The 23,546-nt window shown below is 65.4% G+C and carries 21 protein-coding genes and 1 pseudogene; 5 read left to right on the forward strand and 17 right to left on the reverse strand.

Annotation, left to right across the window (positions count from 1 at the left end; genetic code table 11):
- Positions 1-6 precede the first annotated feature (6 nt).
- From ACJH6H_RS13385 to ACJH6H_RS13415, 7 genes and pseudogenes are all read right to left on the reverse strand, one after another.
- On the reverse strand, positions 7-273 hold the full coding sequence (locus tag ACJH6H_RS13385; protein WP_061007099.1) for a UBP-type zinc finger domain-containing protein: 267 nt from the start codon (positions 271-273) through the stop codon (positions 7-9).
- 459 nt (positions 274-732) lie between these two features.
- A pseudogene (locus ACJH6H_RS13390) lies at positions 733-2,216 on the reverse strand (N-6 DNA methylase).
- Between the two features lie 14 nt (positions 2,217-2,230).
- Positions 2,231-2,629 carry a PIN domain-containing protein gene (locus ACJH6H_RS13395; RefSeq protein WP_406775031.1) on the reverse strand — a complete coding sequence of 133 codons (399 nt, stop codon included), beginning with the start codon at positions 2,627-2,629 and terminating at the stop codon, positions 2,231-2,233.
- A gap of 20 nt (positions 2,630-2,649) precedes the next feature.
- A complete protein-coding gene (locus tag ACJH6H_RS13400) occupies positions 2,650-3,507 on the reverse strand; it encodes a hypothetical protein (RefSeq protein ID WP_406775032.1) in 858 nt (285 codons plus the stop codon).
- Positions 3,508-3,630: 123 nt separating this feature from the next.
- Positions 3,631-4,530 (reverse strand): GIY-YIG nuclease family protein, encoded by a 900-nt coding sequence (locus ACJH6H_RS13405; RefSeq protein ID WP_267323766.1) that lies wholly within the window; start codon positions 4,528-4,530, stop codon positions 3,631-3,633.
- The gene (locus tag ACJH6H_RS13410; protein ID WP_406775033.1) at positions 4,527-5,837 is read right to left on the reverse strand and encodes a restriction endonuclease subunit S; all 1,311 of its coding nucleotides are present in this window, start codon (positions 5,835-5,837) and stop codon (positions 4,527-4,529) included. Before ACJH6H_RS13410 ends, ACJH6H_RS13405 begins: the two co-directional genes overlap by 4 nt.
- Positions 5,834-8,557: a DEAD/DEAH box helicase family protein gene (locus ACJH6H_RS13415; RefSeq protein ID WP_406775034.1), complete on the reverse strand. Its 2,724-nt coding sequence runs from the start codon at positions 8,555-8,557 to the stop codon at positions 5,834-5,836. The genes ACJH6H_RS13410 and ACJH6H_RS13415 overlap by 4 nt, the downstream gene beginning before the upstream one ends.
- 565 nt (positions 8,558-9,122) lie before the next feature.
- Here ACJH6H_RS13415 and ACJH6H_RS13420 point away from each other — a divergent pair.
- On the forward strand, positions 9,123-10,304 hold the full coding sequence (locus tag ACJH6H_RS13420) for an NAD(P)/FAD-dependent oxidoreductase (protein ID WP_267323770.1): 1,182 nt from the start codon (positions 9,123-9,125) through the stop codon (positions 10,302-10,304).
- A gap of 6 nt (positions 10,305-10,310) precedes the next feature.
- Here the strand turns inward: ACJH6H_RS13420 and ACJH6H_RS13425 are convergent, their stop codons facing one another.
- From ACJH6H_RS13425 to ACJH6H_RS13440, 4 genes are all read right to left on the reverse strand, one after another.
- Positions 10,311-11,081: an SDR family NAD(P)-dependent oxidoreductase gene (locus ACJH6H_RS13425; protein ID WP_267323771.1), complete on the reverse strand. Its 771-nt coding sequence runs from the start codon at positions 11,079-11,081 to the stop codon at positions 10,311-10,313.
- Positions 11,082-11,220: 139 nt separating this feature from the next.
- A complete protein-coding gene (locus ACJH6H_RS13430) occupies positions 11,221-12,078 on the reverse strand; it encodes a pseudouridine synthase (protein ID WP_267323772.1) in 858 nt (285 codons plus the stop codon).
- Positions 12,075-13,820, reverse strand: a complete 1,746-nt coding sequence (locus ACJH6H_RS13435; RefSeq protein WP_267323773.1) for a glycerol-3-phosphate dehydrogenase/oxidase — start codon at positions 13,818-13,820, stop codon at positions 12,075-12,077. Before ACJH6H_RS13435 ends, ACJH6H_RS13430 begins: the two co-directional genes overlap by 4 nt.
- A gap of 73 nt (positions 13,821-13,893) precedes the next feature.
- Positions 13,894-15,309, reverse strand: coding sequence for an NAD(P)H-quinone dehydrogenase (locus tag ACJH6H_RS13440; RefSeq protein WP_318986386.1), 1,416 nt, complete (start codon positions 15,307-15,309; stop codon positions 13,894-13,896).
- Between the two features lie 60 nt (positions 15,310-15,369).
- Between ACJH6H_RS13440 and ACJH6H_RS13445 the strand changes: the two genes are divergently transcribed.
- Positions 15,370-15,837 carry a gamma-glutamylcyclotransferase gene (locus ACJH6H_RS13445; protein WP_267318214.1) on the forward strand — a complete coding sequence of 156 codons (468 nt, stop codon included), beginning with the start codon at positions 15,370-15,372 and terminating at the stop codon, positions 15,835-15,837.
- Between the two features lie 73 nt (positions 15,838-15,910).
- Here ACJH6H_RS13445 and ACJH6H_RS13450 read toward each other — a convergent pair whose 3' ends face one another.
- The 3 genes from ACJH6H_RS13450 to ACJH6H_RS13460 all read right to left on the reverse strand — a co-directional run bounded on the left by ACJH6H_RS13450 (position 15,911) and on the right by ACJH6H_RS13460 (position 19,390).
- Positions 15,911-16,798 (reverse strand): hypothetical protein, encoded by an 888-nt coding sequence (locus tag ACJH6H_RS13450; RefSeq protein ID WP_406775035.1) that lies wholly within the window; start codon positions 16,796-16,798, stop codon positions 15,911-15,913.
- A 214-nt stretch (positions 16,799-17,012) separates the two neighbouring features.
- Positions 17,013-18,182, reverse strand: coding sequence for a M20 family metallopeptidase (locus tag ACJH6H_RS13455; protein ID WP_318986384.1), 1,170 nt, complete (start codon positions 18,180-18,182; stop codon positions 17,013-17,015).
- Positions 18,179-19,390: a M20 family metallopeptidase gene (locus ACJH6H_RS13460; protein ID WP_346417049.1), complete on the reverse strand. Its 1,212-nt coding sequence runs from the start codon at positions 19,388-19,390 to the stop codon at positions 18,179-18,181. The genes ACJH6H_RS13455 and ACJH6H_RS13460 overlap by 4 nt, the downstream gene beginning before the upstream one ends.
- Position 19,391: 1 nt before the next feature.
- On the opposite strand from ACJH6H_RS13460, the gene ACJH6H_RS13465 reads away from it, so the two are divergent.
- Positions 19,392-20,252 (forward strand): purine-nucleoside phosphorylase, encoded by an 861-nt coding sequence (locus tag ACJH6H_RS13465; protein WP_406775036.1) that lies wholly within the window; start codon positions 19,392-19,394, stop codon positions 20,250-20,252.
- A 66-nt stretch (positions 20,253-20,318) separates the two neighbouring features.
- Here the strand turns inward: ACJH6H_RS13465 and ACJH6H_RS13470 are convergent, their stop codons facing one another.
- Both ACJH6H_RS13470 and ACJH6H_RS13475 read right to left on the reverse strand, forming a co-directional pair.
- Positions 20,319-20,519: a hypothetical protein gene (locus ACJH6H_RS13470; RefSeq protein ID WP_346417033.1), complete on the reverse strand. Its 201-nt coding sequence runs from the start codon at positions 20,517-20,519 to the stop codon at positions 20,319-20,321.
- 47 nt (positions 20,520-20,566) lie between these two features.
- On the reverse strand, positions 20,567-20,731 hold the full coding sequence (locus ACJH6H_RS13475; RefSeq protein ID WP_406775096.1) for a colicin E3/pyocin S6 family cytotoxin: 165 nt from the start codon (positions 20,729-20,731) through the stop codon (positions 20,567-20,569).
- Between the two features lie 30 nt (positions 20,732-20,761).
- Between ACJH6H_RS13475 and ACJH6H_RS13480 the strand changes: the two genes are divergently transcribed.
- Positions 20,762-22,270 carry a phospho-sugar mutase gene (locus ACJH6H_RS13480; RefSeq protein ID WP_406775037.1) on the forward strand — a complete coding sequence of 503 codons (1,509 nt, stop codon included), beginning with the start codon at positions 20,762-20,764 and terminating at the stop codon, positions 22,268-22,270.
- 83 nt (positions 22,271-22,353) lie between these two features.
- Positions 22,354-22,890 (forward strand): hypothetical protein, encoded by a 537-nt coding sequence (locus ACJH6H_RS13485; RefSeq protein ID WP_406775038.1) that lies wholly within the window; start codon positions 22,354-22,356, stop codon positions 22,888-22,890.
- Here ACJH6H_RS13485 and upp read toward each other — a convergent pair.
- Positions 22,887-23,510 (reverse strand): uracil phosphoribosyltransferase, encoded by a 624-nt coding sequence (upp, locus tag ACJH6H_RS13490; protein ID WP_406775039.1) that lies wholly within the window; start codon positions 23,508-23,510, stop codon positions 22,887-22,889. The genes ACJH6H_RS13485 and upp overlap by 4 nt on opposite strands.
- Positions 23,511-23,546 lie beyond the last annotated feature (36 nt).

A 23,546-nucleotide genomic window follows, 5' to 3' on the forward strand; every position in this document is an offset into this window, starting at 1 on the left:
ACATGATCAGACGTACTTCTCGTGCACGTAGCACCACCGCCAGTTCTCACCCGGCTCGAAGGACTGCACGATCTCGTGCCCCGGCGTCTGCGCGTGCGCACTCGCGTGTTTCATCGGCGACGAATCGCAACAGCCCACATGCCCGCACGTCAGACACAACCGCAGGTGCACCCAGCGGGTGCCGGCCGCAATGCAGTCCTGGCAGCCCTTGGTGGTCTGCGGGGTGACCAGGCGGACGTTCTTCAAGTGCGAGTCGCCGAAGATGGATGCCACGGCCGTGCCCTCCTCCGACTGTCGACGCTTGCGGTACCGCACCCGCGATCAATCCACCGTAGCGCGCGAAAAGTCCATCCGCTTCGTCGAGATACGCTCAGGACGCTGCCGGGGCTGCGGCGACTGCGCGCGAGTATCTTGGTCGAGCTTTACGTCATCTCCGCGTGGACCGCACGCGCCGTTGCGTTTACCTGGATCCGGGTCGTCGCCAGCTTTACGAGAGCCGCTCCGCCACCACCCCATTCCGGTGGGTTGGCTGAGTTCCTTGCCTTTGGGCAGCGGCCCAGGCTTCCCTCCCAGCAACACCGTCACGACCCTGCTGGCCTGGTTACGATAACGCCGACAACACCAATACCGCGCCCGACAATCCGGCTACAAGCGACGCGAATACCACTGAGCACGATCTAGCAGCCGCGTACCCGGCAACTCATCGAGAAGCAACAAGCACACGCACCGTGCTTACAGAGCCTCGCCGCCGGCCGAAGCTTCGAAGGCCGAGGCTACTGCCTCGAACTCGGCGAGCGCCGCCGTCAAGTCTTCAACGATTTCCCTGGCAATCACCTCAGGCGCCGGAAGGTTGTCCGCGTCCTCAAGCGACTCGTCGCGCAACCAGGTGATATCGAGGTTGACCTTGTCGCGGGCGAGGAGATCGTCGTAGGAGTACGCGTGCCAGCGAGTGGATTCGACCCGCTCGTCGCGGGGTTTGCCCGACAGATATGACTCGACGAAGTCATCCAGGTGGCTGCGCCGCAACGGATTCTGCTTGAGCGTGAAGTGCTGGTTGGTACGCAGGTCGTACACCCAGAGCTTACTGGTCCACGGGTGTTCCGACGCCGGCTTCTTGTCGAAGAAGAGCACGTTGGCCTTCACGCCCTGAGCGTAGAAAATACCTGTCGGCAGTCGCAGCATGGTGTGAAGGTCGAAGTCTGCCAGGAGTTTCCGGCGCAGTGTTTCCCCTGCGCCGCCTTCAAACAACACATTGTCCGGCAGGACAACCGCCGCGCGGCCATTGATATCCAAGATCGTCATGATGTGTTGCAGGAAGTTGAGCTGCTTGTTGCTCGTAGTGACGACGAAGTCTTGACGCTCGATTTCGATATCGTCGCGAACCTCGCGTCCGTCCGCGCCAATCATCGTCAGCGACGACTTGCGCCCGAACGGAGGATTAGATAGGACGACCGACCACCGACGGCCGGGGTCAGCAATCAACGCGTCACGCACCTCAATCAACGACGCGCCGTCAGCAGCGCCGATGCCGTGCAACAGCAGATTCATCGCAGCCAACCGGGCAGTGCCATCGACGAGTTCGTATCCGGCGACGAAGTTGTCGCGAAGGTGGGTTCGCTGCGTCGGGGTGAGCTTGCCTGCCGCTTCGGCCACGTGCTCATGCGCGACAAGGAGGAATCCGCCTGTGCCGCAGGATCGACGACGGTGTCTGCCACCGACGGGTCGATGACGTCGACGATGGCACGGATGAGGTCACGTGGCGTGAAGTACTGCCCGGCACCAGAACCCTTGTCCGAGGCACCCTTGGCAAGCAACTCCTCATATGCGTCGCCTTTGAGGTCCGTACCCGACGCGGACCAGTTTTCTTTGTCGATGAGGTCAACAATCAGTCGCTTGAGCTTGGCTGGATCCTGAATCCTGTTCTGCGCCTTGCGGTAGATAGTCCCCAATGTTCCCGGCTGCTGACCGAGCCCGACGAGAATCTTGGTGTACTCGACTTCGAGGTCGGTTCCCTCGGCATCAAGGAGCTTCTGCCAGGAGAACTCGTTGGGAACGATCTTCTGCGGGTTTAGTTTTCGCGTCGACCGCTCATGCGCCATTTTCAGGAATAGCAAGTACGTGAGCTGCTCTGTGTACTCGATGACGCCGACGCCGTCGTCGCGCAGCACATTGCAGTACGACCACAGCTTGTCGACGAGGCGACGCGATTCAGACATGCGTTCCTTTGAAATCAGTTGATAACATCGAGGTTTGGAGCACCCTGAAAAATTGCGTCTCCAGACAACAGCTCGAAGTGCTTGGCGATAGCGCAAGCTGCGATCCAGCGATCAGCGGTATGAATCTTGTCGTGGAGCGGGTGACCCCCGGCGCGGCAATCTGCCGAAAGCTTGGCATACGCCCCGACTACGTCGACATCTGCATAGATCGTCGGCGTGCGTTGAAGCACTTCAAGCAGACGCGCCATCCGGGGAGCGCCCCAATTCGCTTGGCGGGCACCGCTGAGGACCTCGCCTCGAGTCTGAAAGGAAATGACCGTGGGCCGCCCCGCCAAGACCTCACGCCATTCCTGCGCGCGCGAATCTGCAGCTACTGGATTGACGTAGATACGGCTAAACACATCGGTATCCACGACGGTCGCTCCCGGCCGGCTCATGAGCGAATTGCCTGAAGGAAAGCGGCCCATTCCTCCTCTGTGGGATCAACACCGCCGTTCGGATCCGGCCCGGGAGCACTCGCAAGAATTTCGTCCGGCGAAACGACGTCGTGCTGCCGAAACTCTGCGACCGGATCGACTGTTTCGTGTACCCGTGCGTCATCCAAGATCACTACCCGTCCAGACGGACTGAGCGTTGCCATGCCCTCGGCGTGAACCCATTGTCCGACGAGCCGCGCAGCAGCTGCATCATCGGCGACGCGGCGCAATTCGACTGTGTTGCCGACGTCGTCGCGGAGTCGAAACTTGTGGGAATGCAGGTCCACCTTCTCCAGCCGCCCAGCCGCAGTGCCGGCGCCACCAGCAGTCTGTCGGGCCGTTGCCCAAGTCTCGGGATGGGCGTTTGAGGCCTCGATACGAATGTCACCGCGGGACGGCGAGGCTACGACGACGGTGTCCGCGGCAGCCCTCATCGCGAGAGTCAGCTTGCCTGCCGACTCGGCGATCAATTCACTGACCCAGTCCGGCCGATGGTCGGTGCTGATCGCCGTCAGTACCTCCCAGAACCTGTCGTCGGCATCGGCCAGCCCGGGAACCTCGACGTCGAGCTTTTCGGTCGGCCCTTTGCTGAACTGGAGCACCGTGCTCCCCTGCTGAATGGCGCCCAACCGCAGTTCGGCGAACTCCTCCACGTACTGCTTGGATCGCCCAGGGCCAGCCGCATCTGCTGCATCACGGCTGAGTCTGGTGACCAACTCCTGCAGCGCAGCCGATATGGCGCTCAGGTCTTTCAGTGTGATCTCGCCGCTGGGCGCAGAGCCTCCGACGAGGCGCAGTTCGATCTGCTTGATCATGACCATCGCCTCCCATCTGCGATTCCATGAGGTCGGTCGTTTGCCTCCGGACCATTGTGCCGCGCGAAGCCGCTCTCGCTTACCAGAATAATTGCAGTGCCCACCGACAAGCTGCTCGCGCCGCTACTCGACGCCGCGACTCTCCCAGTCGCCAAAGGTTGAACCGTCCGAGGCGATCCACTCTCGGCGTCCATTGCAGGAGTGCCCCCATGCAACAGCGCCCGCCGTGGAAGGTGAGCTGAACGGGATGCTCCGGGTGACCACGCCCTTCCCAGCTTCGATGACGACCGCCCCGTCGGCGATCAACTGCTCATGATGCGCACGGTACGACGCATACGACTTAATCGTGCTCTGAGCCTTGCCGATGCCCTGCCAAACCGCCACGACAATTGACCCGGCGAGCATGGTGAACTCGCCGTCGATCTGCTGGGCCTTAGCGTCGACGCCTTGCTTGGCGTTGCGCAGGTGAAATACCGGCGAATCCGAGTCCACGACGTCCCGGATTCCGGGCTTCGGGAGCGGGATGCGGATGGCATTGACGCCAAGAACCGGCAGTACGATCTCAAGTTGCGAAACGAAGTAGTCCATGTCGGAGGCATCCGCTTCGGGCAACGCCGGCGGCGACGGAGCCGTACCGTTCTCGACCTTGACGCGCCCAGCTCTTGTCGCCAGATCGATGATGCGTGACTCAAGATAGCGACCATGGGCCTTCGTCAGATTCGCGTCCTTCGACGTGATCACGACGACGCGATCCCAAAAATCTTTCTCCCGTTGGTGATACCGCAAGCGCTCAGCGACGACGTCGGCCTCACCGATGTAGCAACGAGTGTTTCCAACAACAGCTTCGTCTTCGCCCATCAACAGGTAGGCGCCGGTGCGTTGAGCCTCTTCGCGTTTGAGGAGATCGGCCAGTTCTGACCGCGGCGCCGACAGCACATGCCCAGTCCAATTGGTGATCTCAGCGGTGGTGAGTCCGCCGGCGCTGCCGTCTACAAGGAAGAGCTTGATCTGCTTGCCGCTCATACAGTTTCGAGTTCTTTCACGTCAGCTAAGGGAGCGGTGAGGCGACCGGAGAAAGCTGCGGTTAGAAGCGATGTTCTGAGCACAGCTCCTCGACCAACCGCGTCATCGATCGACTTCTCAAGTCGATCGAAATCTGCTTGCTTGTCGTTCAAGGTATCAGCGATACGCGCAGCCACGCCCGGCGAGGGCACAATCACCGGCATCTTCCGAATCATCGACAGACTGATGGAGGCCAGATTGACGCTCTGCTTGCCATTGCGCTCAGCCCAACGTCCTCCGAATGTGTTTGCAGTCCAGGACAAGAAGTAAGGATCAAGCCGAGGCTCGGTAATGCGAGCACGGAATACATGATTCTGATGAATACAGTTGTGCACCTGTCCTTCCCACACCCAGCCGCGCGCAAGCTTGTCGCGGTCGCCGCCTTCGTTGAGCAGCACGTCGCCACGCTCCAAACGGAGAGACATCGCTTTAGCGGGCGCCACGCGAATCGTGACAACTTCACTGAGGTTCAAGTGTCCTCGCTGAACATTGGCCACTCGCAAATAGGGCACCTCGACAAACGACGGATCGTTCTGCTTTTTCGAGTCCTTCGTGACGCCACCAACGACTTCTGCAACGTCTCCAAGCCGGGACCACACCCATCCCACTGGCAACGGCGGAAGAATCCCGTCGACAGTGCCCACATCCGATAAACCTGTGTCGATGCGATCAATCGCAGTACCGCCAGTCAGGGCTTGAACCACAGTGCGCTCGCGTAGGGCCGCGAGCTTTGATCGCGCATGATCAAGTTCAGTTCGCGCAGCCTCGAGGCGCGACAGATGGTCTTCAAGAATCTCTACGATGCGGTGCTGCTCATCCGAAGGAGGTAACGGCACCGGAATTCTCCTCAACTGCTGCTGCGGAAGGTGCGCGATTGTTGAGCCGGTGGCAAACGCCGCTAACGTTCCGTTATTCGCTTGGTGCTCAAGCAGGTAACGCAGAAAGCGCACATTCAACACTGGGGAGGGTCTAATCCGGTGCAATGCCTTCTGAAATGCGATGTACTCGGGCCTGCCGCGCCAAATAGCACAGCGGCCGATCTCACCACCTTCACAAACGAGGAGATCGCCTTCAAGAACCTCAAACCGTTCGCGCTCTGCGTCGGCAAGTTCCATCGACAGCAAGTCGTCCGCGTCGATACGCCCCCACTGAACGTTGACGTTGCGAAGATACTGAACCCGAGGCTTGCCCGAATCTCGGCCCTTGTCCAGCATCTTCCCAAGTGCCGTATCGGCGACCTCACCCAGCGGCTTAACTGGCCAGCTCACGCCGTCAACTCCGCGTTCAATTCGTCGATCAACTCCGCTGCCCGCTCACCCAAATCCCTTATCGCTCCATCAGTTCCGCCACGCTCGGTGAATGGCGCGTCGTCGAGGTCTTCGACCCGGATACCCGCGGAACTCGCGATCACCGACACCATCCGGTCCAGCCACCACCTCTCGGTCTCGGCAAAGACCGCACCCGACTGCTCCTGCTGCACCAACCAGGCGGCATATCGCTCACGCACCCGCTCACCGTAGGGCACCAGCTCGTCATCAATACCAGTGGCATAGCGGATCAGCGACACCAGGTCGGTCACCGTATGGGTCGCACTCGTGCGCACCTTCGACCCATCCACCGCGGCATAGGCGTTCCAGATCACGTCAGTTGTCCAATTATGGGGCGGCCGTGAGATTCTCGCCGCCAGCCCTTCGATAACCGCGAAGTCTATCCGCCGTTCCCCCGCCTCATAACCGACCTGCAATGCTGTGATCTCGTCGCGGTGTTCAGCCAGATAGGCTGCCCACGACTCCACCACCGAGCGAGCCTTGTCCGTATTGACCACACCCCCAGCTTCGATCAATTCGTCGCGACTGACCTCGTCAATCACTCGATCATGCGCAGCCCGGAGCTCCAAAATACGGTTGCGCAGCTCAGGGTTCGAGGCCAGCGGTTCAATCGCACGATCAATGGCTTCTCGTGTCGTGGCCGCTGGTTCGACCGCATCAACGAGATTCCGGATGATGTCGCGAACCGAACCGGATGCGACTTCATCTAGTTCAACCCGCTCTTTGTCGGTGAGGTCGAGCTCCAATTTGGCTAAACGCGAAGCAAGAGTGGCTGCTTCATCCTCGGTGATCGTTAGATTGGCCGCTTTCTCCAGCAACTTCTTGAGCGGCACCGACCGTTGCCGGTTCAGGGGCGGCTCGACGAAGTCGTGCTCGGTGACGCCGACGGCGTCGACTATCACAAACCGCGTCTTCGTCTGCGCATCCGGCGTGACCGATTGAAAGTCAGCGTCCGGAATTGTCCGTGCCCCACGACCTTTCATCTGTTCGAAGTACTGCGCTGAGCGCACATCGCGCATAAAGAACACACATTCCAGTGGTTTAACATCGGTACCGTGGGCGATCATGTCGACAGTGACGGCGATGCGAAGGCTCGGGCTGGTCCGCAGGGCTTGTAACTGCTCCTTGGCATTTCGCGCGTTGTAGGTGATCTTCGCAGCGAAATCGTTGCCCTTACCGAACACTTCACGTACTTGTTTTACGATCTCCTCCGCATGGTTGTCATCCTTGGCGAAGATCAGCGTTTTCGGCACCGCGCTACGTCCCGGGAAAATCTCGGTGAAGAGCCGGTCCCGGAATGTTTCGAGCACCGTCCGGATCTGATCGGTCGCGGTCACTGCCCGATCGAGCTGTGCTGCACCGTAATCCAGATCATCGTCGAGTGCCTCAAGCCGCTGTTCACGAGTACGCCGGTCAACCTTCGGCACGATGGTGCCTGCCTCAATCCGCGATCCCGCATCGCTGATCTTCGTGCGGATCCGGTACACGTCGAAGTCGACGTTGACGCCGTCAGCTACGGATTCGGGATAGGTGTAGTCCGACACCAGGTTCTGCCGGAAGAACGCGAACGTCTGTTTACCAGGAGTGGCCGTTAGCCCGACCACGTGGGCGTCGAAATACTCGAGGACACCCCGCCAAACCCCGTAGATGCTCCGATGAGCTTCATCGACAACGATGAGATCGAATGTCTCCGGTGGGATTTCACCGCTGTACGAAACAGTCACCGGCACTTCCGGGATGTAATCGTCGATGTCCGGGTCGTCGGTGTCGCTGACTTCGCCAACCTTGATGGCCTTGAAAACCCGCTGAATCGTCGAAATCGATACCTTCGTCGACCCCAACAATCCCGCCTTCGACAGCTTGGCGACGTTGTACAGCTCCGTGAAACGCCGACCGTCGTCAGGCGTGCGATAGTTCTGGAATTCAGCAAGTGTCTGGTCGGCCAGGTTGTTTCGGTCGACCAGGAACAGAATTCGATTGAAACTACCGTGTTTGAGCACGCGGTACGACTGCGTCACCGCGGTGTACGTCTTGCCGGCGCCAGTCGCCATCTGGATCAGCGACCGATCGAACTGCTGTGCAGCCAAACTCTTTTCGACGCCATTGATAGCCTCTATCTGGGCCGGGCGGAGCGGAGCAGTATCGAGCGCAGGCAGGTTCTGCACCTTAGCCCGCCATGTCGGTCGACGTGGGTCCCCTTCGGCGTCACGCAGAACGCGGGCTAACGCCTCGGGCCTAGGCACATTGAAGATCAGCCGCGCGCGTGGTTCCGGATCGAAACCGTTCGTGAAATGAGTTTCGACGCCCGAAGCCTCGAACACGAATGGCAAGCGTCCTTCACGCGTCTTCGCGGCGATCCGCACATCGGCTGGCAAACCCTCGGCATACATGGCTGACTGCCACTCGACCCCAGACAACGGCGTACCGACTGGTTTCGCCTCAATGACGCCGACGACTGCCTTATCGACGTAAAGCAAATAGTCGACCCGTCCGTGGCTTGGCTTCATCACCACTTCGCGAACAGCAATGCCCGAACCCGCGAAGAGGTTCAGGCCCTTCTTATCTTGGACTACCCAGCCCGCCTGGGTGAGCTGCTCATCGATGAGCCGTCGCGCACGCGCCTCGGCCGGCAGCCGAGAATCGTCCCCCACGTCGCTCATTAGCACAGCTTATCGACTTCGATCGTATGGAAAGCCAGTATCAGACGAGTCATACCCACAACGGAGTACAAAGTCGTGCCCTCCGAGGCATCCAACCGACAGTGCTAAGACTTATGGAGTGCACGATCTCGTGGCCCGGCGTCTTCGCATGGGCACTGGCATGGCGCATCGGCGACGAATCGCAGCACCCGACGGACCACATGCCAGACAAAGCCGCAGGTGCGCCCAACGGGTGCCGGCGGCGATGCAGTCCTGGCGGCCCTTTGCGGTCTGCGGAGTGACCAGGCGGACTGTTCGTCAAGTGCGGACGCCGAAGATGGATGCCGCGACATCCACGGTAGCCCCGTTGCGCCCTGATTACCCGTGCGCGCTCGACACGTCGGCCGGGAGCATCTCGGCCCGGTCACCAGCCCGACGGAACCCGCCAGGCTCCTCGTCGTCTTCGTCTCGAACACCGGGGACGAACTTAAGGTCGACGACCCGCTTCGGTAAGTTTGTCCGCCTGGCGGCTCCACGCGAAAGCTGATGAACTGGAGCCACTTCGGGGAGGAACGGGGCGGGCACGATGGCACAGCGGTATGACGTCGTCGTCGCCGGTGGCGGTCCGTCGGGCGCCGCCGCGGCCTGGCAGGCGGCGCAGGTGGGCGCCAAGGTGCTGGTCGTGGACAAGGCGGAGTTTCCGCGCGACAAACCATGTGGCGACGGCTTGACGGCCCGCGCCGTCAGTTACCTGCAGAAGATGGGCCTGGCCGACGAGGTCTCCACCTTCCACCGGGTCGACCGTGTCACGGTGTTCAGCCCGAGTCGGTGGGAGATGTCCTTCCCACAGCGTCCCGGTATGCCCGATCACGGACATACCGTCAGCCGAACGCATTTGGACACCGTGTTGCTCAGTCATGCCGAGAAGGCGGGAGCCGAGGTACGCGAGGGCGCCGAAGTGGCAGGACCCGAACTCGATGCCGGCGGCCGGGTGGTCGGCGTGGTTCTCAAGACCGGCGAGAAGATCTCGGCAGACGCGGTCATCGCCGCCGACGGCGCGTATTCACCGATCAAGCGCGCCCTGCACATCGATTCGGAGTACAACGGCTACTCGGCCATCGCGATCCGCGCGGAGATGCACGCCAACCGGCCGGACACCGATTCGCTGGACATCTACCTCAAGCTGCAGTTCCAGGGCGATCAGCTGCCCGGCTACGGCTGGGTGTTCCCGATGGGCAACGGCGTGCTCAACATCGGCGTGGGCTACGTCAACTGCTACCGGAATTGGCAGGCGATCAACGCCACACAGTTGCTCGGCGAATTCCTGGGGTCCCTGCCGCGGGACTGGGAGCTGCCATCGATCGCGGAATTGAAGATGAGCAAGAGCGTGCGGGCATGGCGGTTGCCGATGGGTTTCACCGCGTGGCCACCGTGGCGTCCGGGCGTGGTGTTCACCGGCGATGCCCTCGGTGCCGCCAAACCGGTTTCGGGCGCGGGTATTTCGAAGGCGCTCGAGGCCGGCCTGGGCGCCGGCGAGAGTGTGATCGCGGCACTGCAGAACGGTGGCCCCGACGACTTCACCAACTACACCCGGCGCCTGGAGGCGGCCTGGGGCAGGGAGTACCGCATGGGCCGCTTCGGCCACAAGCTCGCCGGTATCCCGGCCATCCCGAACACCGGTATCAAGCTCCTCGACAAAGGATTCGTCCGCGACGCCACACTGCGGGTGATGTACGGAAAATCGCACGGTCCCCTGCACACGTACTGACGAGCCCTACCGCGGAGTCCCGCCGCCGTCGACGATCACGACCTGTCCGGTGATGTAACTGCCTGCGCCCGAACACAACAGCAGTGCCGTGCCCACCAGTTCGTCCGGATTGGCCAACCGCTTCATCAGCGTGTTGGACGCCATCACGTCGATGACCTCCTGCGGATTGTTGCGCACCATGTCGGTATCGACGGGACCGGGCGCAATGGCGTTGACCCGGATGCCGTCGGCCGCGTAGGCGGCTGCCATCGAGCGGGTGAACGACAGCAGCGCCGACTTGCCCGCGGCGTACATCGACACGAACGGCGCGAACTGAAACGCCCCGACCGATGACATGTTCAGCACGGCGGCGGCCGGGCTGGCCTTCAAGTGCGGCAACGCTTTCTGCACCAGGAACACCGGGCCGCGCAGGTTGGAGTCGTAGGACTTGGCCCACGCCTCGGGCGTCATCTCCCCCAGCGGCTGAGCGAGTGCGTTGGCCGCGTTGTTGACCAGGACGTCGATGCCGCCGAATTCCGCGACGGTGGCGTCCACCAGCTGGTCGAGATCGTCGAGGTTGCCCATGTTCGTCGGCACGCCGATCGCCTTGCCGCCGAGCCCGCGCAGGTGCTCGGCGGCGGCCTCGCAGGCGTCGGGCTTGCGGCTCGCCACCACCACGTTGGCGCCGGCCAGGATGAAGCCCTCTGCCATGGCGAGGCCGATACCGCGGGTCCCGCCGGTCACGATGGCGGTGCGGCCGGTCATGTCGAACAGGCGGTCAAATGTGGTGCGGTCCATGGCTAGCAGTAGAACACAGGGGTCTGCCTGGTTGATCCCGCGGCAATGGCGAGAAAGTTCGAGTAGCCAACGCCGTCGGTACAGAGTCAATGCAAGTGTCGGTGATTCTGCGGTCAGGGCGCGTGACCCACGTGGTCCCTTACGTCTCCAACGTTCGCTCACTGACGAACTCCCGCTTCACCCCGGTCACCGGATCGGTGAACGTGAGCCGCTGCGCCAACAACTGCAGCGGCGTCGAGAAGTCACCGGCGGCGACGTCGAGCACCGTGGGGTACAACGGATCCCCGTCGATCGGCAGCCCCAGTGAGTTCATGTGCACCCGCAGTTGGTGGGTGCGTCCGGTCGCGGGCGACAGCTGGAACAACCCGGAACCCAAGGGCTCGATCAGCGTCACCGCATTCACCTCACCGGGCTCGATGACGGCCTGTAAAGACCCGCGCCGCTTCACGATTCGATTGCGCAGCTCGACGGGCTCGGTCAGTGTCCCGGCCGACGACCGCGCCAGATACGTCTTGGACGCCCCGCCGGAAGCGAACATCGTCTGATACGCCCCGCGGACCTCGCGTCGCGCGGTGAACACCAGGACGCCGGCGGTCAGCCGGTCCAACCGGTGCGCTGGGGACAGTTCCCACAATCCCAAGGCCCGGCGCAGCCGCACCAGGGCCGTCTGCACCACGTGCCCACCGCGCGGCATGGTGGCCAGAAAGTGCGGCTTGTCGACCACGACGATGTTCTCGTCGCGGTACAGCACCGGCACGTCGAACGGGACGGCGACCTCGTCGGGCAGGTCGCGGTACCAGTAGATGAACGCGCCGGCCGGCAGTTCCGTCGCGTCCGAGACGACCGACCCGTCGGCGCAAACCACCTCGCCGGCAAGCACTTTCGCGGCCGCGTCGTCGCCGAACCGCGCCTGCAACTCGGCCAGCACCGGCCCGCCGTGCACCCGCAGCCGGGCAGGCCCGATCCCCTCGTATCCGGGACGGACGGGCAGGCTCAATCGAGCGGAACCGGCTCGAGGATCTCCGAACGGGCCTCGGGAGCCGCCGCGCGCAGCGCATCTGCCGATTCGTCGTCGGGCTGCGTCTGTGACAGCACCTCGGCTTCGACGCGGGCCAGGTACGTCGCGACCTCGCGGTCGATGTCCTCGGCACTCCAACCCAGCACGGGCGCAACGACTTCCGCGACCTCGCGGGCGCAGTCGACGCCGCGGTGCTGGTACTCGATGGAAATCCGCATGCGGCGGGCCAGGATGTCCTCGAGGTGCAGCGCGCCCTCGGCCGCGGCCGCGTACCAGGCCTCGACCTTCAGGTACACCGGCGCCTCGGTGATGGGCTCCAGCAGCTCGGGGCGGTCGGCCGCCATGTCCAGCACCTCGCCGATCAGCGAGCCGTAGCGGTCCAGCAGGTGCCGCACCCGGTAGGGATGCAGCCCATAGTGCTGGCCCACGTGTTCGGTCTGGTTGATCAGCGCGAAGTAGCCGTCGGCCCCGAGCAGCGGCACCTTCTCCGTGATCGACGGCGCCACGCGCGTCGGCACGAACTCGCTGGCCGCGTCGATGGCGTCCTCGCCCATGACCCGGTAGGTGGTGTACTTGCCGCCGGCGATGGCCACCAGGCCGGGAGCCGGCACCGCGACGGCGTGCTCGCGGGACAGCTTGGAGGTCTCCTCGCTCTCGCCGGCCAGCAGCGGACGCAGGCCCGCGTAGACGCCGTCGATGTCGTCATGGTTGAGCGGCGTGGCCAGCACCTTGTTGACGTGCCCGAGGATGTAGTCGATGTCGGCCTTGGTCGCCGCCGGGTGCGCGAGGTCGAGGTTCCAGTCGGTGTCGGTGGTGCCGATGATCCAGTGCGTGCCCCACGGGATGACGAACAGCACCGACTTCTCGGTGCGCAGGATGATCGCCACCTCGCTGACGATGCGGTCCCGCGGGACGACGATGTGCACGCCCTTCGAGGCGCGGACCCGGAACCGGCCGCGCTGCTTCGACAGGGCCTGAATCTCGTCGGTCCACACTCCGGTGGCGTTGACCACGACGTGGCCGCAGACCTCGGTCACCGCACCGGTTTCCGAATCGCGGACCCGTACACCGGTGACCCGGTCGCCTTCGCGGAGCAACGCCACGACCTGCGTCGAAGTGCGGACGACGGCGCCGTAGTGCGCAGCGGTGCGGGCGACGGTCATGGTGTGCCGCGCGTCGTCGACGACGGTGTCGTAGTAGCGGATCGCGCCGATCAGCGAACTGCGCTTGAGCCCGGGCGCCAGGCGCAGCGCGCCGGCCTTGAGCAGGTGCTTCTGCGCGGGCACCGACTTCGCTCCGCCGAGCTGGTCGTACAGGAAGATGCCTGCGGCGATGTAGGGGCGCTCCCAGACCCGCTTGGTCAGCGGGAACAGGAACGGCAGCGGCTTCACGAGATGCGGCGCCAGCGTGGTCAGGGACAGTTCGCGTTCGTACAGCGCCTCACGAACCAGGCCGAACTCGAGCTGCTCGAGGTAGCGCAGGCCGCCGTGGAACATCTTGCTGCTGCGGCTGGAGGTGCCGGAGGCGAAGTCGCGCGCCTCGACCAGGGCGACCTTCAGCCCGCGCGTCGCCGCGTCGAGCGCCGCACCGGCGCCGACGACACCGCCGCCGATCACGATCACGTCGAACTGCTCGGAGCCCAACCGGTTCCACGCGGTGTCGCGCTGTGCGGGGCTCAGCAGGGTCTGACCATTGCCCGGACCGGGAATCGGGTCACTCACGGCGGAACTCCTCGTGGTTACTCGTCGGTAGGCCTTGCGTGACCGAGCCTACGTGGTCGGCGCGGTTCGCGTGTCAGTCCAGATCGTCGTGAGCCATGAGCCGGCGGGCCGTCTCGATGATCGAGCCCGACAGCGACGGGTAGACCGACAGCGTCTGCGCCAGATCGGTCACCGAGATCCGGTTCTGCACCGCCAGCGCGATCGGCAGGATCAGCTCGGAGGCGATCGGCGCGACGACGACGCCGCCGATCACCACACCGGTGGCCGGGCGGCAGAAGATCTTCACGAAACCGTGCTCGAGCAGCGACATCTTGGCTCGCGCGTTGGTGTTCAGCGGCAACATCAGGGTGCGGGCCGGCACCGTGCCGGCGTCGATCGCGGACTGCGGCACGCCGACCGCGGCGATCTCCGGGCGCGTGAACACCGCGGCGGCGACCGTCCGCAGCCTGATCGGCGAAACCCCTTCACCCAGTGCGTGATACATCGCGATGCGGCCCTGCATGGCGGCCACCGAGGCCAGCGGCAGCAGGCCGGTGCAGTCGCCCGCGGCGTAGATGCCCGGCGCCTTGGTGCGCGACACCCGGTCGACCGTCAGGTAATTACCCGGCCCGAGTTCGATGCCGGCCTTCTCCAGCCCCAGGCCCGAGGTGTTGGGCACCGAACCGATACTCATCAACGCGTGGCTGCCCTCCACGACGCGGCCGTCGGCGAGGCTGACCTTGACGCCGGTCTCGGTCCGGACCACCGAATCGGCGCGCGCGTTCTTGACCAACGTCACACCGCGCTCGGAGAACACCTCCTCCAGCACCGCGGCGGCGTCGGAGTCCTCGTGCGGCAGGATCTGGTCGCGGCTGGCCACCACCGTGACCTTGACGCCCAGTTCGGTGTAGGCGTTGCAGAACTCGGCGCCGGTGACGCCCGAGCCCACGATGACCAGGTGCTCCGGCAGGTCGGTGAGGTCGTACAGCTGCCGCCAGTTCAGGATGCGTTCGCCGTCGGGCACCGCGTTGGGCAGGACCCGGGGGCTGGCGCCGGTGGCGATCAGCACCACGTCGGCCTTCAGCACGCCGGACCGCCCGTCGGGCGTCGTGACCTTGACCCGGTGGTGCGCCATTCCCGGGATGCTGTCGACGAGCTCGCCGCGGCCGGCCACGACGTTGACGCCGGCGCGCAGCAGTTGCCCGCCGATGTCGACGGACTGGCTGCGAGCCAGCGTCTTGACCCGGTTGTTGATCTGCGGCAACGAGATCTTGGCGTCCTCGATCTTGATGTCGAAGCCCAGCCCGTCGGCGCGGCGCAGCTCGGTGCGCACGCCCGTCGACGCGATGAAGGTCTTGGACGGCACGCAGTCCCAGAGCACGCAGGCACCGCCGATGCCGTCGCGGTCGACGACGGTCACCTCGGTTGCCTCACGGCCGTAACCGGCGGCAACCAGGGCGGCCTCATATCCGGCGGGACCGCCGCCGATGATCACGATGCGGGTAGCCACGGCTACATCTAACCCCGAGTTGGGTGTTGGTCGCCGGACAACAAGCCGTAGGCTTGCCGAGTGCCGCTCTACGCCGCTTACGGATCGAACATGCATCCGGAGCAGATGCTTCAGCGGGCGCCTCATTCTCCGATGGCGGCCACGGGGTGGCTGCACGGCTGGCGACTGACGTTCGCCGGCGCCGACATCGGCTGGGAGGGCGCGCTGGCGACGCTGGTCGAGGATCCGCTCTCGAAGGTCTTCGTCGTGCTCTACGACATGACGCGCGAGGACGAGGAACGCCTGGACCGGTGGGAAGGCTCCGAGCTGGGGATCCACAAGAAGATCCGCTGCCGGGTGCACCGGGTGTCGTCGGACACCTCCACCGACCCCGTGCTGGCCTGGATGTACGTCGTCGACGCCTGGGAAGGCGGGCTGCCCTCGGCGCGGTACCTCGGCGTCATGGCCGAGGCCGCCGAGATCGCCGGCGCCCCCGCGGACTACGTCCACCACCTCCGCACCCGCCCCTCCCGCAACATCGGGCCCTAGTCCCTTTTTCTTTCCCGCGAGCGGCCGTGTTTGTACAGCGACACACCGTGTTTCGCGTGCAATTTGGGGCCGCTCAGGCGGCGCGAGCGCGCCCGAAGTTCGCGTTGATGCGCGCGACGAGGTCGTCCGGGCGGTAGCGGACGTCCTCGAACACCATCGAGATCGCCGTCCATCCGACGTCCATCAGTGCCGAACTGCGCTCGCGGTCGGCCAACATCGCGTCCGGTCCGCTGTGCCAATCCAATCCGTCGTACTCTGCGGCGACCATGTACTGCGGCCACGCGAAATCCAGCCGACGCAGCTTTCCCCGGCCGTCGATGACCTCGTATTGCAGTTCGGGCATCGGTAGGCCGCCGTCGATCATCACGAGGCGCGCCTCGCTCTCCATCGGCGACTCCGCGCGTGGATCTGCGATCGGCAACATCTCCCTCACGATGACGATTCCGCGACGTCCGGCCTGCCTGGTCACCGCCCGCGACAACTCCACCCGGTCGCAGGTGCCGGAACGCAGAGCAGCATCGAGCGTCGCCAGTACACGTGGCCTTCGCAGCGAGCGTGCTACTTCGATCGCAGTCCACGCCGGCGCGGTCGCGGGCCGGCCCTGCTCCACAACCATCGGTGCGCCGTCGCGGCGATGGATCATCAGTCCATCAGCGTGCCGCAGATGTGAACCTGCGGGATTGAGCACATGCAGGTCCTTGGGATTCTCGGTGTCGAATCCGTAGAGGGCCGCCGCCGTCCCCAGACACACCGGGACCGGCTTGCCGGCCGAGAGGTCCAGGCCGCGCAGCCGCGTCCAGTCGTCGGGTTCACCCCGCGAGTAGATCCCTTGCCAGATACGTTCGAGCGCACCAGTTTTCAGATACGAGTCAAAGGTCCTGCGGGACAGCTTCGACAGGATCTGAGCGCTGGTGGCTACCCCGTCCTGGAGGTCGAGTAGTGCTTGAAGGTCGGCGTCCACGTCGTTGATGCTCGGCTTCCACGGCTGTGGCCGAAAGGCGCATCAGACGATCTGTGGATCAATCACGAACTGTGGAATTTCGCGGCACGTGGATCAGGTGCGCAGTTCACGGCCCCTCGGCGAGCGTGAGCGGCCCCAAGATGCACGCGAAACACGGCGTGTCGGCGTACAAACACGGCCGCTCGCGGTTAGGAGCAGACACCCACGCTCGCAGTTAGAAAGCGGCGGCCTGTTCGATGATGTTGACGAGGACCCGGACGCCGACGGCGAGGGCGCGTTCGTCGAGGTCGAAGGTCGGCTGGTGCAGGTCCAACTGCGGGCCGACGCCGGGCCACACGCCGAGGCGCGCCATGGCCCCCGGCACCTCCTCGAGATACCACGAGAAGTCTTCGCCGCCACCGGATTGCTTGGTGTCGGCCAGGGCATCGGGGCCCAGCGCCTCGATGGCGTGGGTCATGATGCGCGTCGAGAGTTCCTCGTTGACCACCGGCGGGACGCCGCGGCGGTACAGCACCGTGTGATCCACGTTGAGCGGCGCCAGCAGGGACGAAACGATCTCGCGGACAATCGATTCCATCTCGACCCAGGCATCACGGCTGGCGGTGCGGATGGTCCCGGCCAGGGTGCCCGTCTGCGGGATGGCGTTCGACGCGAATCCGGCGTTGACCGCGCCCCACACCATGACGGTGCTGTGCCGCGGATCGACGCGGCGGGACAAGATGCCGGGCACCCCGGTGATCAGCGAGCCGAGCGCGTAGACCAGATCACCGGTCAGGTGCGGGCGCGACGTGTGGCCGCCCGGCGAGTGCAGGGTGATCTCCATCTGATCGGCGGCCGAGGTGATGGGACCCGGAATGGTGGCGACCTTGCCGACCTCGAGCCGCGGATCACAGTGCAGCGCAAAGATTCTCGACACACCAGCCAGTGCACCCGCGGAGATGGCGTCCAGCGCGCCGCCGGGCATCAGCTCCTCGGCGGCCTGGAACACCAGGCGCACACCGACCGGCAGCGTCGGCGCCGACGCCAGAGCCAACCCGGTGCCGAGCAGCACCGCGGTGTGCGCGTCGTGTCCGCAGGCGTGCGCCACATTGGGCACGGTCGAGGCGAACGGCAGGCCGGTGCGCTCGTCCATCGGCAGCGCATCCATGTCGGCGCGCAGGGCGATCCGCGGCCGGTCCTCGGGACCGAAATCGCACGTCAGGCCGGTACCGCCGGGCAGAATCTTCGGGTTCAACCCGGCCTCGGCCAGCCGCGTCGCAACGAACTTGGTGGTCTCGAACTCCTGCCGGCCCAACTCGGGGTTGGCGTGCAGATGCCGCCGCCAGCCGACCAGGTCGTCGTAGTTCGTGGCCAGCCAGCGCTCGGCGTGGTCCGAGAGGGTCATCCGCGCCCTGCCTTCACTTGTCGCTGAACCGCCGCCCGGTCCGCCATCTTCTGCAAAACCCGAGCCCGCTCGTCAGGCGCCTGCGCCAGCGCAACCACCGTGCGCGCCAACATGATCGCGCCTTCGGTGACGGCCTTGTCCGCACTCGGCCCCGCCGCCGCCGCGGTGAACTCCGGTTGGTGGATCGACGCGCCATTGGCCTCGATCCCGACGACCGGGTGGATTCCCGGCATCACCTGCGTGACGTTGCCCATGTCGGTACTACCAAGGGGCACAGACACTTCCAGGTCCACCGGCAGCGGCGTCCGGCCGAGACGCTCCATCTCGGCGCGGAACACCGTCGTCAACCACGGATCGGGCGTCAGCGCGTCATACCGCGGCGACACCTCCGTCACCTCGTGCGTACAGCCCGCCGCCAAGGCGCCGGCCGCGAAGCACGAGAACATGCGTACTTCCAGTTCGTCCAGTGACGCGGAGTCCGTGGCCCGCATCGTGTACAGCAATTCCGTATGCGCCGGAATGACGTTCGGTGCCTGACCGCCGTCGGTGACGATGCCGTGCACCATCTGACCGGGCGTCAACTGCTGACGCAGAAGCCCGATCGCGACCTGCGCGACCGTGACCGCATCGGCGGCGTTGATGCCCAGGTAGGGCGCGACGGCGGCGTGCGACTCGCGCCCGCGGTAGGCCACAGACACCTCGGACAGCGCCAGGGACCGCGCCCCCGCGATGTCGACCGGACCGGGGTGCAGCATCACCGATGCCGCGACGTCGTCGAACACCCCGGCGTTCAGCAGCAACGCTTTTCCGCCGCCGGCCTCTTCGGCGGGCGTGCCGATCAATGCCACGGTGATGCCGATCTCGTCGGCGACCTCGGCCAGCGCCAGCGCCGTGCCGACCGCCGACGCGGCAATGATGTTGTGCCCGCACGCATGTCCGATACCGGGCAGCGCGTCGTACTCGGCGCAGACGCCGATCACCAGCTCGCCGCTGCCGTAGTCGGCACGGAACGCGGTATCCAGGCCGCCGGCGGCCGGGGTGACCTGGAAGCCGCGCTCGGCCACGAGCGCCTGGGTCTTCGCGCAACTGCGGTGCTCCGCGAAAGCCAGTTCCGGTTCGGCGTGGATCGAGTGGGACAGCTCGATCAAATCGGCACGGTGACGCGCGACGGCATCGGTGACCGTCTGCATGGCGTCTCCCGTCAGCATCATGGAAGTATCGCACCGGCCTGTTCGGCCGCAGCTGGCAACTAAGGTGGACGCCGTGACCGATCCGCAGGCCACCCCTGACTCCGCCGCCGCTGCGGCCGCCGCCGCCATCCGTGACCGCACCGGAATCGCCGGCTTCGACGTGGCGGTCGTCCTCGGTTCCGGCTGGGCCCCGGCCGCCGCCGTGCTGGGCGAGCCGTCAGCCACCATCGCCATGGGTGACCTGCCCGGATTCACCCCACCGACCGCGTCGGGTCATGGCGGCCAGGCACTCGCGCTGCAGGTCGGCGGCCGCGACGTGCTGGTCCTACTGGGCCGCATCCATGCCTATGAGGGCCACGACCTGCGCCATGTCGTGCACCCGGTGCGCACCGCCATCGCGGCCGGTGTGAGCACCGTGGTGCTGACCAATGCCGCCGGCGGCTTGCGCGCGGAGTACTCGGTGGGCCAGCCGGTGCTGATCAGCGACCACCTGAACCTGACGGCGCGGTCGCCTCTGGTCGGCGCCCAGTTCGTCGATCTGGTCGACGCCTATTCGCCGCGGCTGCGGGCACTGGCCCGCGCGGTCGACCCGTCGCTGACCGAAGGCGTGTATGCCGGGCTGCCCGGCCCGCACTACGAGACACCCGCCGAGATCCGGATGCTGCGCACCCTGGGCGCCGACCTGGTCGGCATGTCGACGGTGCACGAGACCATCGCGGCCCGCGCCGGCGGCGCCGAGGTGCTCGGCATCTCGATGGTGACCAACCTGGCGGCCGGCATGACCGGTGAGCCGCTGAGCCACGCCGAAGTCCTGGAGGCGGGGCGCCAGTCAGCGACCCGGATGGGGACGCTGCTGGCCGAGGTGTTGGCGCGGTTGTGAGACAGCGACACCAAGCTTTGATGGAGGCAACGCCCAACGAAAGCCGATTCAGGCGTTTCGAAACTTCTATGAGCCCTCGTAGCAACCCAACTGATAGATGAGCGCTTCATCGATTGCAATCGGCTGATCCGCATACTCCGCCAGTGATCGAACCGCATCGAGGTTCGGAACATCGAAGTCAAAGGGCTCCACAGGAATGTCATCGTCGACCCGCAGGATCTCGCGAATCGCAGCCACCGTCAGACGGGTCAGATGAGTTTCCTGCACTAGTCGCTCCGTCGTGCGGTCAAAACCCTGAAGCCACCACGTAAGCACTACGGCTCCACCTTCCGTCCGGGATCTGCTGGCTTTGTCTGCGCACCCGTGTCCGGGTCGAATTCGCCTTGATGAACGCCACGCTTGTTGTAGACCTCAACCTTGCCGTGCTGGCTGTCCCACTCGTAGATAGTCCCGTCGTCATCTTTCCAACGTCGCCGCATACGTCCGCCCACTGCGAGCACAATGGCCCCGTGAACCACACACCCCTGACCTTCGGCACCGCGGGCCTGCGTGGCCCCATGCGTGAGGGCCTCGACGCCATGAACGTCACCACCGTCAGCCGCGCGACGTGGGCCGTGGCGCAGGTGCTCAAGGACCGTTGCCTGGGCGGGTCGACGGTCGTGGTCGGCCGGGACGCCCGGCACCACTCCGACGAATTCGCCACCGCGACCGCGGAAATCTTTGCCGCCGAAGGGTTTTCCGTCATCCTTCTCCCCCACCCCGCGCCGACCCCGGTCGTGGCCTACGCGGTGCGGCAGCTCGACGCCGTTGCCGGCGTACAGATCACCGCTTCGCACAATCCCCCTGCCGATAACGGCTACAAGGTGTACTTCGACGGCGGCATCCAGATCGTCCCACCCACCGACCGGGACATCGAAACGGCCATGCGGCAGGCACCGACCGGCATCGCCCGGCAGCCCGTCACGCCCGTCGACGAAACCCTCATCGAGCAGTACGCGCGCCGGGCCGGGTCACTACGCCGGACGCAAGGCGACGTCCGGGTGGCGCTGACCGCGATGCACGGTGTCGGTGGCGCGCTGGCGATCGACGTCCTGAACCGCGCCGGTGTCAGCGATATCCGGACGGTGGCAACACAATTCGAACCCGATCCCGACTTCCCCACCGTCGCGTTCCCCAACCCCGAGGAACCCGGCGCCACCCACCTGCTGCTCGCCCTCGCCGCCGAGGCCGGCGCCGAAGTCGCCATCGCCCTGGACCCCGACGCGGACCGCTGCGCCGTGGGCATCCCGACCACGAGTGGCTGGCGCCTGCTGTCCGGTAACGAAACCGGTTGGCTGCTGGGCGATTATCTGCTGTCGAACCTGACTCCCGAGGAAGCCGGGACCACTGTCGTCGCCAGCTCGCTGGTCTCGTCGCAGCTGCTCGCGAAGATCGCCGCCGACCACGGAGCCCACCACGTCGAAACGCTGACGGGCTTCAAATGGCTGGCGCGCGCCGACCAGGACATCCCTGGCGCCACGCTGCGGTACGCGTACGAAGAGGCCATCGGGCACTGCGTCGACCCCGATGCCGTACGCGACAAGGACGGCATCAGCGCGGCCGTGGTGTTCTGCGATCTGGTTGTGGCACTGCGCCATCAGGGCCAGACGGTGCAGGATCGGCTGGACGCCCTGGCCGCGAAATTCGGTGTCCACGCCACCGGCGCGGTCTCGGTGCGCACCGACGCCGACGCGGTGATGGCCCGCCTGCGGGCCGAGCCGCCGGCCCAGATCGCCGGTGTCCCGGTCCGGACCGAGGACCTGGCCGAGCTGCGGGGAAAACGGCGCACCGACGCCCTGGTCTTCACCGGCCATGGCCTGCGGGTGGCGGTGCGCCCGTCGGGAACCGAGCCAAAGATCAAGTGCTACATCGAGGTCAGCAAGCCGCCGACCGCCGATCTGGCGACCGGTCGGACGTCGGCCGCAGCCGAACTACGCGACGTCGAGGCCGTGGTCACCGGCCTGCTGGCCCCGGCCTGACGCCGAACCGTAGGGAGATCCCTTATATCCGGCGGGCTCCTGTGCGACTTAGCCTCGATTCATCGGAGGAAAGAGGTGTCGGCATGTCGGACAACACACTCGCTCGCCGCTGGGGTGGCGCCGCGACGGTCCTGATCGGCGGAATCGGTACTGCGGGCATCGCTCTCGCCCCGCCGGCGGCCGCGGTCCACGCCGAGCAGTACATCTCGACGTACTGTCGGCCTGCCACCATGCAGGACTGCCGGCAGCCGGCGGTGCTCCGCTTCGACCTTCCGACCGACGACTGGGTGCAGCCGTCCTTCACCAATGCCGCCGACGGCTGTTCCGATATCTCGGTGCGCTTCTCGGTCAGTCCCGCGGGAACTCCGGGCACCCTCAGCAGCAGCTACCGGCTCAGCCCGGGCCAGACCGCGGTGGGCCCGCATGCCCACATGTCGGCAGGCGCGATGCAGGTGAGCGTCTTCGCCACCGGAATCGAAGGCGGTTGCAACACCGGCGCTCTCATGGCCTGGGGCGGCACGGTGTCCGTCGACTCCACCGGCAAGCCGAACCTGCCCGACGCGGTTCCCCGGCCGAGCCAAACCCCGCTACCGACCCCGACCGGGCCGATCGTCCACTAGCGCGGACCGAACTGCCGATCCCCCGCATCGCCCAGGCCCGGCACGATGTAGGCATCGTCGTTCAACTCGGCATCGATGGTGGCCGTGAACAGTCGCAGGGACGGAACCGCCTTCTCCACCAACGCAATTCCCTCCGGCGCACACACCACGCACACCGCGGTGATGTCGTCGGCCCCGCGGTCGACCAGGAGTTGCAGGGTGTACGCCAGCGACCCACCGGTGGCCAGCATCGGGTCGAGCACCATCACCGGCCGGCCACTCAGGTCGGCCGGCAGGGACTCCAGATACGGCGTCGGCTGGTGCGTCGTCTCGTCGCGCGCCATACCGACGAAGCCGACCTGGGCCTCCGGAATCAGCGCGTGTGCCTGGTCGACCATGCCCAGGCCCGCCCGCAGCACCGGAACCAGCAGTGGCGGGTTCGACAGACGCGAGCCGGTGCACGCGGCGACCGGGGTCTGCACCGGCAACTCCTCGCTGGCCAGCGAGCGCGTGGCCTCGTAGACCAGCATCAGCGTCAGATCGCGCAGCGCCGCCCGGAACCCGGCGTTGTCGGTGCGCTCGTCGCGCAGAGTGGTCAGCCGCGCCGCGGCCAGAGGGTGATCGACGACCCGGACGTCCATGGGCGCCAACATTAATGGAACCGAACGGGCGCGGCG

This window comes from Mycobacterium sp. SMC-21, from assembly GCF_045310825.1.
Taxonomy (GTDB): Bacteria; Actinomycetota; Actinomycetes; order Mycobacteriales; family Mycobacteriaceae; genus Mycobacterium.

Bases quoted from the DNA above. Each gene is read 5' to 3' on its own strand.
- ACJH6H_RS13400 (WP_406775032.1), bottom strand. From the start codon at position 3,507: ATGATCAAGCAGATCGAACTGCGCCTCGTCGGAGGCTCTGCGCCCAGC.
- ACJH6H_RS13405 (WP_267323766.1), bottom strand. From the start codon at position 4,530: ATGAGCGGCAAGCAGATCAAGCTCTTCCTTGTAGACGGCAGCGCCGGC.
- ACJH6H_RS13415 (WP_406775034.1), bottom strand. From the start codon at position 8,557: ATGAGCGACGTGGGGGACGATTCTCGGCTGCCGGCCGAGGCGCGTGCG.
- ACJH6H_RS13420 (WP_267323770.1), top strand. From the start codon at position 9,123: ATGGCACAGCGGTATGACGTCGTCGTCGCCGGTGGCGGTCCGTCGGGC.
- ACJH6H_RS13425 (WP_267323771.1), bottom strand. From the start codon at position 11,081: ATGGACCGCACCACATTTGACCGCCTGTTCGACATGACCGGCCGCACC.
- ACJH6H_RS13455 (WP_318986384.1), bottom strand. From the start codon at position 18,182: ATGACCCTCTCGGACCACGCCGAGCGCTGGCTGGCCACGAACTACGAC.
- ACJH6H_RS13460 (WP_346417049.1), bottom strand. From the start codon at position 19,390: ATGCTGACGGGAGACGCCATGCAGACGGTCACCGATGCCGTCGCGCGT.
- ACJH6H_RS13465 (WP_406775036.1), top strand. From the start codon at position 19,392: ATGGAAGTATCGCACCGGCCTGTTCGGCCGCAGCTGGCAACTAAGGTG.
- ACJH6H_RS13475 (WP_406775096.1), bottom strand. From the start codon at position 20,731: ATGCGGCGACGTTGGAAAGATGACGACGGGACTATCTACGAGTGGGAC.
- ACJH6H_RS13485 (WP_406775038.1), top strand. From the start codon at position 22,354: ATGTCGGACAACACACTCGCTCGCCGCTGGGGTGGCGCCGCGACGGTC.
- upp (WP_406775039.1), bottom strand. From the start codon at position 23,510: ATGGACGTCCGGGTCGTCGATCACCCTCTGGCCGCGGCGCGGCTGACC.